Raw genomic sequence first — 10,736 nt, 5'->3', positions numbered from 1 at the left:
AGACCTTTTATAATGATGTTAGTGGTAACGTAATTATATTAAAAAGTACCTATTTATGGGCTTTGTTTATCAACTTTAGTTCATGAATTTAGTGGAATCTATATGCGAAAGTTGAGTAAGTATCTATTTAAAAGGAGTTAATAAATATGCGGCAAGGTATTCTTAAATAAACTGTCAATTTGATAGTGGGAACAAATAATTGGATGTCCTTTTTTAGGAGGGCTTAGTTTTTTGTACCCAGTTTAAGAATACCTTTATCATGTGATTCTAAAGTATCCGGAGAATATCTGTATGCTTTGTATGCCTATGGTTATGCATAAAAATCCCAGTGATAAGAGTATTTATCACTGGGATTTTTATGCCCTTTTGGGCTTTTGAATGGAGGAAAATCACATGAAAATTATTAATATTGGAGTTTTAGCTCATGTTGATGCGGGAAAAACTACCTTAACAGAAAGCTTATTATATAACAGTGGAGCGATTACAGAATTAGGAAGCGTGGACAAAGGTACAACGAGGACGGATAATACGCTTTTAGAACGTCAGAGAGGAATTACAATTCAGACGGCGATAACCTCTTTTCAGTGGGAAAATACGAAGGTGAACATCATAGACACGCCAGGACATATGGATTTCTTAGCAGAAGTATATCGTTCATTATCAGTTTTAGATGGGGCAATTCTACTGATTTCTGCAAAAGATGGCGTACAAGCACAAACTCGTATATTATTTCATGCACTTAGGAAAATAGGTATTCCCACAATCTTTTTTATCAATAAGATTGACCAAAATGGAATTGATTTATCAACGGTTTATCAGGATATTAAAGAGAAACTTTCTGCGGAAATTGTAATCAAACAGAAGGTAGAACTGCATCCTAATATGCGTGTAATGAACTTTACCGAATCTGAACAATGGGATACGGTAATAGAGGGAAACGATGACCTTTTAGAGAAATATATGTCCGGTAAATCATTGGAAGCATTAGAACTCGAACAAGAGGAAAGCATAAGATTTCATAATTGTTCCCTGTTCCCTGTTTATCACGGAAGTGCAAAAAACAATATAGGGATTGATAACCTTATAGAAGTGATTACGAATAAATTTTATTCATCAACACATCGAGGTCAGTCTGAACTTTGCGGAAAAGTTTTCAAAATTGAGTATTCGGAAAAAAGACAGCGTCTTGCATATATACGTCTTTATAGTGGCGTACTGCATTTGCGAGATTCGGTTAGAATATCGGAAAAGGAAAAAATAAAAATTACAGAAATGTATACTTCAATAAATGGTGAATTATGTAAAATTGATAAGGCTTATTCCGGGGAAATTGTTATTTTGCAGAATGAGTTTTTGAAGTTAAATAGTGTTCTTGGAGATACAAAGCTATTGCCACAGAGAGAGAGAATTGAAAATCCGCACCCTCTACTACAAACGACTGTTGAACCGAGCAAACCTCAACAAAGGGAAATGTTACTTGATGCACTTTTAGAAATCTCCGACAGTGACCCGCTTCTGCGATATTATGTGGATTCTGCGACACATGAAATCATACTTTCTTTCTTAGGGAAAGTACAAATGGAAGTGACTTGTGCTCTGCTGCAAGAAAAGTATCATGTGGAGATAGAAATAAAAGAGCCTACAGTCATTTATATGGAAAGACCGTTAAAAAAAGCAGAGTATACCATTCACATCGAAGTTCCACCGAATCCTTTCTGGGCTTCCATTGGTTTATCTGTATCACCGCTTCCGTTGGGAAGTGGAATGCAGTATGAGAGCTCGGTTTCTCTTGGATACTTAAATCAATCGTTTCAAAATGCAGTTATGGAGGGGATACGCTATGGCTGTGAACAAGGATTGTATGGTTGGAATGTGACGGACTGTAAAATCTGTTTTAAGTATGGCTTATACTATAGCCCTGTTAGTACCCCAGCAGATTTTCGGATGCTTGCTCCTATTGTATTGGAACAAGTCTTAAAAAAAGCTGGAACAGAATTGTTAGAGCCATATCTTAGTTTTAAAATTTATGCGCCACAGGAATATCTTTCACGAGCATACAACGATGCTCCTAAATATTGTGCGAACATCGTAGACACTCAATTGAAAAATAATGAGGTCATTCTTAGTGGAGAAATCCCTGCTCGGTGTATTCAAGAATATCGTAGTGATTTAACTTTCTTTACAAATGGACGTAGTGTTTGTTTAACAGAGTTAAAAGGGTACCATGTTACTACCGGTGAACCTGTTTGCCAGCCCCGTCGTCCAAATAGTCGGATAGATAAAGTACGATATATGTTCAATAAAATAACTTAGTGTATTTTATGTTGTTATATAAATATGGTTTCTTGTTAAATAAGATGAAATATTCTTTAATAAAGATTTGAATTAAAGTGTAAAGGAGGAGATAGTTATTACTGAGATTCTACGTCAGTACTTTATAAACCACCCTCAAAGCATTGATAAATATACGTTCCTTCAAAATTCAGCTTTCACCCATTGGGTGAAAGAAAAATGCTCAAAAATGTGTTGAATTATCAGCTTTTATGAGTCGATATATGGTACAATAATAGTAACAAAAGCAGCAGAAAAAGGGGTTTAAATTATGATTAATAAAATTGATTTCACAGCTAAGAATCTAACATCAAATGCAGGTCTTTTTCTTCTCCTTGAGAACGCAAAAAGTAATGAGATTTTTGATCTAGTTGAAGATGACCTCGTATTTGATAATGACTCCACAAATAAAATCAAGATGAATCATATAAAGACGATGATCTGTGGTCACTTTATTGGTATAGACAAGCTAGAACGTCTAAAGCTCCTTCAAAATGATCCACTCGTTAATGAATTTGATATTTCCGTAAAAGAACCTGAAACAGTGTCACGATTTTTAGGAAACTTCACCTTTAAGACAACCCAAATGTTTAGAGACATTAATTTTAAAGTCTTTAAAAAACTGCTCACTAAAAGTAAATTGACATCCATTACGATTGATATTGATAGTAGTGTAATCAACGTAGAAGGTCATCAAGAAGGTGCATCAAAAGGATATAATCCCAAGAAACTAGGAAACCGATGCTACAATATCCAGTTTGCATTTTGCGACGAATTAAAAGCCTACGTCACCGGATTTGTAAGAAGTGGCAATACTTACACAGCTAACGGTGCATCTGAAATGATCAAAGAAATAGTAGCCAACATCAAAACAGATGATTTAGAGATTTTATTTCGAATGGATAGTGGCTACTTTGATGAAAAAATTATTGAAACGATAGAATCTCTTTTTATGGAAGAAGTTTTAATTGATGATAATATGGTTTTTGATATTGATAATTTAAAAGGATTTCTTAATGATACCAGTTCATTTGGGTTTATAGCTAAAGAAAATAATAAAATTATAGGATTTGCATATTGCTATACACTTTTAAGACCTGATGGAAAAACAATGTTTTATTTACACTCAATAGGAATGTTACCTAACTATCAAGACAAAGGTTATGGTTCAAAATTATTATCTTTTATTAAGGAATATTCTAAAGAGATTGGTTGTTCTGAAATGTTTTTAATAACTGATAAAGGTAATCCTAGAGCTTGCCATGTATATGAAAAATTAGGTGGTAAAAATGATTATAAAGATGAAATAGTATATGTATATGATTATGAAAAAGGTGATAAATAAATGAATATAGTTGAAAATGAAATATGTATAAGAACTTTAATAGATGATGATTTTCCTTTGATGTTAAAATGGTTAACTGATGAAAGAGTATTAGAATTTTATGGTGGTAGAGATAAAAAATATACATTAGAATCATTAAAAAAACATTATACAGAGCCTTGGGAAGATGAAGTTTTTAGAGTAATTATTGAATATAACAATGTTCCTATTGGATATGGACAAATATATAAAATGTATGATGAGTTATATACTGATTATCATTATCCAAAAACTGATGAGATAGTCTATGGTATGGATCAATTTATAGGAGAGCCAAATTATTGGAGTAAAGGAATTGGTACAAGATATATTAAATTGATTTTTGAATTTTTGAAAAAAGAAAGAAATGCTAATGCAGTTATTTTAGACCCTCATAAAAATAATCCAAGAGCAATAAGGGCATACCAAAAATCTGGTTTTAGAATTATTGAAGATTTGCCAGAACATGAATTACACGAGGGCAAAAAAGAAGATTGTTATTTAATGGAATATAGATATGATGATAATGCCACAAATGTTAAGGCAATGAAATATTTAATTGAGCATTACTTTGATAATTTCAAAGTAGATAGTATTGAAATAATCGGTAGTGGTTATGATAGTGTGGCATATTTAGTTAATAATGAATACATTTTTAAAACAAAATTTAGTACTAATAAGAAAAAAGGTTATGCAAAAGAAAAAGCAATATATAATTTTTTAAATACAAATTTAGAAACTAATGTAAAAATTCCTAATATTGAATATTCGTATATTAGTGATGAATTATCTATACTAGGTTATAAAGAAATTAAAGGAACTTTTTTAACACCAGAAATTTATTCTACTATGTCAGAAGAAGAACAAAATTTGTTAAAACGAGATATTGCCAGTTTTTTAAGACAAATGCACGGTTTAGATTATACAGATATTAGTGAATGTACTATTGATAATAAACAAAATGTATTAGAAGAGTATATATTGTTGCGTGAAACTATTTATAATGATTTAACTGATATAGAAAAAGATTATATAGAAAGTTTTATGGAAAGACTAAATGCAACAACAGTTTTTGAGGGTAAAAAGTGTTTATGCCATAATGATTTTAGTTGTAATCATCTATTGTTAGATGGCAATAATAGATTAACTGGAATAATTGATTTTGGAGATTCTGGAATTATAGATGAATATTGTGATTTTATATACTTACTTGAAGATAGTGAAGAAGAAATAGGAACAAATTTTGGAGAAGATATATTAAGAATGTATGGAAATATAGATATTGAGAAAGCAAAAGAATATCAAGATATAGTTGAAGAATATTATCCTATTGAAACTATTGTTTATGGAATTAAAAATATTAAACAGGAATTTATCGAAAATGGTAGAAAAGAAATTTATAAAAGGACTTATAAAGATTGATTATATAATATATGAAAAGCTATTATAAAAGACATTAGTATTAAATAGTTTAAAAAAATGAAAAATAATAAAGGAAGAATCTCTTGGTTGCAAATATTTAATTAAAGCCAAAAGTTATTCTACGCTTGCATCCCAAGCAACGAATTCATCGGTTGTATTCGTTAAAGGTGAAGAAGGCAGAGAAACTACAGAACTGTTTACAAAATTAGATAACTGGGAGAAAGACAGAAGGTTTGTTGTGTCTCGCGTACTGAAACCAGAAAAAGAAAGAGCACAAATATCACTTTTAGAAGGCTCTGAGTACGAATACTTTTTCTTTGTGACAAACACTACATTGCTTTCTGAAAAAGTAGTTATATCCTATGAAAAACGTGGCAATGCTGAGAACTATATTAAAGAAGCCAAATACGACATGGCGGTGGGTCATCTTTTACTTAAATCATTTTGGGCAAATGAAGCGGTGTTTCAAATGATGATGCTTTCATATAACCTGTTTTTGTTGTTCAAGATTGATTCCTTAGAGCCTTCAGAATACAGACAGCAAATAAAGACCTTTCGTTTGAAGTATGTATTTCTTGCAGCCAAAATCATTAAAACCGCAAGAACTGTAATTATGAATTTGTCAGAAAACTATCCGTACAAGGAAGTGTATGAAAAATGTCTGGTATAATAAAGATATCATCTTGAAAATCGAGTGTTGCTCTGTGGATAACTTGCAGGGTTTAATAAGTATCTTTACTCAAAAGTTGCAATCAATAATTTATTGAAAAAGATTGAAAGGTGGTGGTAAATAATGTTACAATGTGGGAGTATCAGTTTAAATTCTTCGTGAAATAGTGTTCTTTTAAGCTAATAAAAAATGCACGTGGAATTTAGGTTATATTAAATATTTACCCTCAGGCAGAGTCTCTGATACCTCGTGCAAGATTCTACGTGAGTACTTTTGCTATACAGGAGGCTCTTTTCGGAGTAGAAACGGGTGATAAAGAGGCATTTTATTCCGGGATTGCCCCCTACCTATAAGCTGCATTTATAATATTAAATAGAAATTTATGTTTTGTTAAGATATTATATAGACGAAAGAAAACTTCAGCATACCTATTAATATATTGGGAGGATTATATGAGGACCGAGAAGGAAATGATGGATTTGATACTTGATATAGCACGGCAGGACAGCCGTATCAGGATCATGACATTAGAAGGGTCGCGTACCAATGTGAATATTCCTAAGGACGAATTCCAGGATTATGATGTCACATACTTCGTAACAGATGTGGAATCCTTTACTTTAAAGGATGAATGGCTTAAAAGCTTCGGGAATATTATAATGATGCAAAAACCGGAGGATATGGAACTATTCCCGGCTGAAGAGAAAGGCTACTCCTATATAATACTTTTTGATGATTATAATAAAATAGACCTTACCTTATTGCCCCTGGAAGAGTTGGGAAACTACCTGAATGACGATAAATTGATAAAGATTATTCTGGATAAGGATGGAAGGATTCAGCAAGCTGTAGTTCCGACCGACATGGATTATCATATAAGAAAACCCAGTGCCCGGGAATACGATGACTGCTGCAATGAATTCTGGAACACCACTACCTATGTGGTTAAGGGACTGTGCCGTAAGGAAATTTTATTTGCTATTGATCATTTTAATCAGATTGTTCGCCATGAGCTGCTGAGAATGATATCATGGAAGGTCGGCATCGAAACAGGCTTTAAATTAAGTGTAGGCAAGAACTATAAGTTTATTGAAAGGTATATATCCGAGGATTTGTGGGAGAAACTTTTGTCCACCTACCGGATGGATTCCTATGAAAACATATGGGAAGCATTATTTCTATGCCATCAATTGTTCAGGGCGGTATCCGGTGAGGTGGCGGAAAGGCTTCATTATGCCTATCCGGAGTATGATAGGAATATAACAAAATATACCAGGGACATGTATAAAAAATACACTGGTAAAACCGGCTGCCTGGATAGCACATATGCCGCTGATATAGAAGAGAGGCGGGAACAGTGATTACAGAAATGAAAGCAGGGCACCTGAAAGATATCGATAAACCCAGCGAACCATTTGAGGTGATAGGTAAGATTATACCGAGGTATGAAAACGAGAATTGGACCTTTACAGAATTACTCTATGAAGCGCCATATTTAAAAAGCTACCAAGACGAAGAGGATGAAGAGGATGAGGAGGCAGATTGCCTTGAATATATTGACAATACTGATAAGATAATATATCTTTACTACCAAGACGATAAATGCGTCGGAAAAGTTAAACTGCGAAAAAATTGGAACCGGTACGCTTATATAGAAGATATCGCCGTATGTAAGGATTTCAGGGGGCAAGGCATAGGCAGCGCGCTTATCAATATATCTATAGAATGGGCAAAGCATAAAAACTTGCATGGACTAATGCTTGAAACCCAGGACAATAACCTTATAGCTTGTAAATTCTATCATAATTGTGGTTTCAAAATCGGCTCCGTCGATACTATGTTATACGCCAACTTTGAAAACAACTTTGAAAAAGCTGTTTTCTGGTATTTAAGGTTTTAGAATGCAAGGAACAGTGAATTGGAGTTCGTCTTGTTATAATTAGCTTCTTGGGGTATCTTTAAATACTGTAGAAAAGAGGAAGGAAATAATAAATGGCTAAAATGAGAATATCACCGGAATTGAAAAAACTGATCGAAAAATACCGCTGCGTAAAAGATACGGAAGGAATGTCTCCTGCTAAGGTATATAAGCTGGTGGGAGAAAATGAAAACCTATATTTAAAAATGACGGACAGCCGGTATAAAGGGACCACCTATGATGTGGAACGGGAAAAGGACATGATGCTATGGCTGGAAGGAAAGCTGCCTGTTCCAAAGGTCCTGCACTTTGAACGGCATGATGGCTGGAGCAATCTGCTCATGAGTGAGGCCGATGGCGTCCTTTGCTCGGAAGAGTATGAAGATGAACAAAGCCCTGAAAAGATTATCGAGCTGTATGCGGAGTGCATCAGGCTCTTTCACTCCATCGACATATCGGATTGTCCCTATACGAATAGCTTAGACAGCCGCTTAGCCGAATTGGATTACTTACTGAATAACGATCTGGCCGATGTGGATTGCGAAAACTGGGAAGAAGACACTACATTTAAAGATCCGCGCGAGCTGTATGATTTTTTAAAGACGGAAAAGCCCGAAGAGGAACTTGTCTTTTCCCACGGCGACCTGGGAGACAGCAACATCTTTGTGAAAGATGGCAAAGTAAGTGGCTTTATTGATCTTGGGAGAAGCGGCAGGGCGGACAAGTGGTATGACATTGCCTTCTGCGTCCGGTCGATCAAGGATATCGGGGAAGAACAGTATGTCGAGCTATTTTTTGACTTACTGGGGATCAAGCCTGATTGGGAGAAAATAAAATATTATATTTTACTGGATGAATTGTTTTAGTACCTAGATTTAGACATCTAATCTTTTCTGAAGTACATCCGCAACTGTCCATACTCTGATGTTTTATATCTTTTCTAAAAGTTCGCTAGATAGAGTTCTATATTAGAGATGTAAAGAGTTTTGGTGAAGAGGTTTGTGAGTATGGCTTTTATAACCAGGGTGCAATGAGAAGCACTAACAGCAGCTAGCTTAAGAACGCATAGGATATACTTTTTATGGAAGTCACAGAGGAGGAATAAAATTTGAACTTTTATACTCTTGATAAGCTGCTGCTATCTCCTCATCAGAAAGGCTCTTAGATGTCTCTTTTTATTAAAAATATACTTTTGGGATACTATTTGTTAGTGTCTCAAAACTCCTACTTTTTGAAGCAAACGAGGGAATAAATCACGAATCGGGGCCGTATACCGACTGATGGGGTTTTGGGTTTAGATAAAAAATAAAGGCTAAAACTATTTCATAGTTTTAGCCTATCAGAATATAAATTTCTTATACTTTTCCGCCTACACCTTTAAATTTTTCTACAAATGCAGCTATTTTTTGAAATACTGTTTGTTTTTTTGTTAAGTATTGAGGATTTAACGGACTCATTTTCGGTAAAATCTCGTTAAGTTCTGTACCGTTTTCACTTGCATACTCTCTTTTTAATGAAGAAACTATATATCTTTTTGCTGCTTCTTCATTAAGTTTTTCTTCATTAATTAACTCTTCTACCTCTCGTTTTTGTTCTGTTTGAGCAAAAGAAAAGAATGCATCAATAATAGTTGCTTTATCTTGGATTTTATCTAAATCAGTTTGGTTTATAAAATCAACTACTAAGCTTTCTTTTGCACGGTTTCCTACACTTGAACGGATTAAACGACGTACTTCCTCAACCAAGAACCCTTTATCTTTTGTTTTTTTATTATTTTCAAAAATCAGTTCAAGAATATAATCAAGGTTTATTTCTTGTGATTTTAAAAGGTCTACTTCAAAGACAATATCATCCCAATCAACAGATGAATCCTCCTTTTTTTTCCCCACTATTTCACGACGAAGCCAATCTCTAATGTCATTATAAGTTGAACGGTAATCTTGAATTGTTCTCTCTTCAGGTACCTTTATTTCTTTCATAGCGGCTATCTCTTCATCACCTATGTAATAAGTAGCCTTATACTCTTCTAATGCTTTTGAGTCTGTAATATCTATATTTTGTAGAGCCTTTAGGCTTACAAATTCATCATAATTTTGTAATATGTTTTCTACACGTAAATATTCCCCGAATAGTTTTGAAAATTCTTTTTTATCTTTTTCAGTTACAATTTCATCTACATTCGGGAAACGTTCTTGCAGTTCTTTTACCACATCAACATAACCACGGTAAGCTTCACCCGTTGCCACATCTTTAAATCCTTCCATATATTCTTTGTAGCTTTTTTCCAATACAACATTTTTAGTATTTTTATCACCAAAGAGAGTAATAGCATCAATAGTAGCTTGTTCTAAGTCTCTAAAGGTAACTATATTTCCAAAAGTTTTTGTAGCATCATAAATACGGTTAGTTCTTGAAAAAGCCTGCATCAAACCATGATAACGAAGATTTTTATCAACAAATAAGGTATTCAATGTTGGAGCATCAAATCCCGTTAGAAACATCCCAACTACAATGAGAAGGTCTATCTCCTGTTTTTTTACACGACTGGAAAGGTCTCTATAATAGTTTTGGAACTCTTTACTTTCAACACTAAAATTAGTCTTGAACAGAGTATTATAATCTTTAATTGCTAAAGTTAAAAACTCTTTGGCACTACTATCCATTGCTGTTGGTTCAAAGGTTTCATCAGGAATTTCTCCTATGGCACTCTGTTCTTCATTGGCAGCAAATGAAAATATAGTTGCAATCTTCAACGGTCTTTCGGTTTCTTTTTGTAACTTGTTCAATGTCTCATAGTAAAGCTTTGCCGCATTTACACTGCTAACTGCAAACATTGCATTAAACCCTTTTCCGCTCCCTTGAGAACGGTGTGTTTTCTGCTTAAAATTATTTAAAATATATTGAGAAATCTCTTTACTCAACTTTCGCATATAGATTCCACTAAATTCATGAACTAAAGTTGATAAACAAAGCCCATAAATAGGTACTTTTTAATATAATTACGTTACCACTAACATCATTATAAAAGGTCT

8 protein-coding genes and 2 pseudogenes are annotated in these 10,736 nt (G+C 33.7%); 9 read left to right on the top strand and 1 reads right to left on the bottom strand.

All coding sequences use genetic code 11. The annotated features are described in order from the left end of the window. The first annotated feature begins 291 nt into the window (after positions 1 to 291). From NYG85_RS11475 to aph(3')-IIIa, 9 genes and pseudogenes are all read left to right on the top strand, one after another. Positions 292 to 378: a tetracycline resistance determinant leader peptide gene (locus NYG85_RS11475; RefSeq protein WP_012386611.1), complete on the top strand. Its 87-nt coding sequence runs from the start codon at positions 292 to 294 to the stop codon at positions 376 to 378. Between the two features lie 15 nt (positions 379 to 393). After that, on the top strand, positions 394 to 2,313 hold the full coding sequence (gene tet(M), locus NYG85_RS11470) for a tetracycline resistance ribosomal protection protein Tet(M) (protein ID WP_260945657.1): 1,920 nt from the start codon (positions 394 to 396) through the stop codon (positions 2,311 to 2,313). Between the two features lie 289 nt (positions 2,314 to 2,602). Continuing rightward, positions 2,603 to 3,280: pseudogene (locus NYG85_RS11465) on the top strand (IS1380-like element ISEnca1 family transposase); the annotation flags it as partial. Between the two features lie 3 nt (positions 3,281 to 3,283). Next, the gene (locus NYG85_RS11460) at positions 3,284 to 3,676 is read left to right on the top strand and encodes a GNAT family N-acetyltransferase (protein WP_000393259.1); all 393 of its coding nucleotides are present in this window, start codon (positions 3,284 to 3,286) and stop codon (positions 3,674 to 3,676) included. Continuing rightward, positions 3,677 to 5,116 (top strand): bifunctional aminoglycoside N-acetyltransferase AAC(6')-Ie/aminoglycoside O-phosphotransferase APH(2'')-Ia, encoded by a 1,440-nt coding sequence (locus NYG85_RS11455; RefSeq protein WP_001028144.1) that lies wholly within the window; start codon positions 3,677 to 3,679, stop codon positions 5,114 to 5,116. Positions 5,117 to 5,177: 61 nt separating this feature from the next. Next, positions 5,178 to 5,786 (top strand): annotated as a pseudogene (locus tag NYG85_RS11450) (IS1380-like element ISEnca1 family transposase); the annotation flags it as partial. A 452-nt stretch (positions 5,787 to 6,238) separates the two neighbouring features. Further along, positions 6,239 to 7,147, top strand: a complete 909-nt coding sequence (ant(6), locus tag NYG85_RS11445) for an aminoglycoside 6-adenylyltransferase (protein ID WP_250436664.1) — start codon at positions 6,239 to 6,241, stop codon at positions 7,145 to 7,147. Further along, entirely contained in the window at positions 7,144 to 7,686 is a 543-nt protein-coding gene (gene sat4 / locus NYG85_RS11440; protein ID WP_000627290.1) for a streptothricin N-acetyltransferase Sat4, read from the top strand. The genes ant(6) and sat4 overlap by 4 nt, the downstream gene beginning before the upstream one ends. Before the next feature lie 92 nt (positions 7,687 to 7,778). Next, positions 7,779 to 8,570 (top strand): aminoglycoside O-phosphotransferase APH(3')-IIIa, encoded by a 792-nt coding sequence (aph(3')-IIIa, locus tag NYG85_RS11435; protein WP_284938767.1) that lies wholly within the window; start codon positions 7,779 to 7,781, stop codon positions 8,568 to 8,570. Positions 8,571 to 9,059: 489 nt separating this feature from the next. On the opposite strand, the gene NYG85_RS11430 is transcribed toward aph(3')-IIIa, so the two are convergent. After that, entirely contained in the window at positions 9,060 to 10,625 is a 1,566-nt protein-coding gene (locus NYG85_RS11430) for a type I restriction endonuclease subunit R, EcoR124 family (RefSeq protein WP_284938765.1), read from the bottom strand. Positions 10,626 to 10,736: the final 111 nt, after the last annotated feature.

This window comes from Campylobacter gastrosuis (assembly GCF_030249845.1).
GTDB classification, from domain to species: domain Bacteria; phylum Campylobacterota; class Campylobacteria; order Campylobacterales; family Campylobacteraceae; genus Campylobacter_A; species Campylobacter_A gastrosuis.
This window is presented reverse-complemented; position numbering and strand designations above follow the sequence as displayed.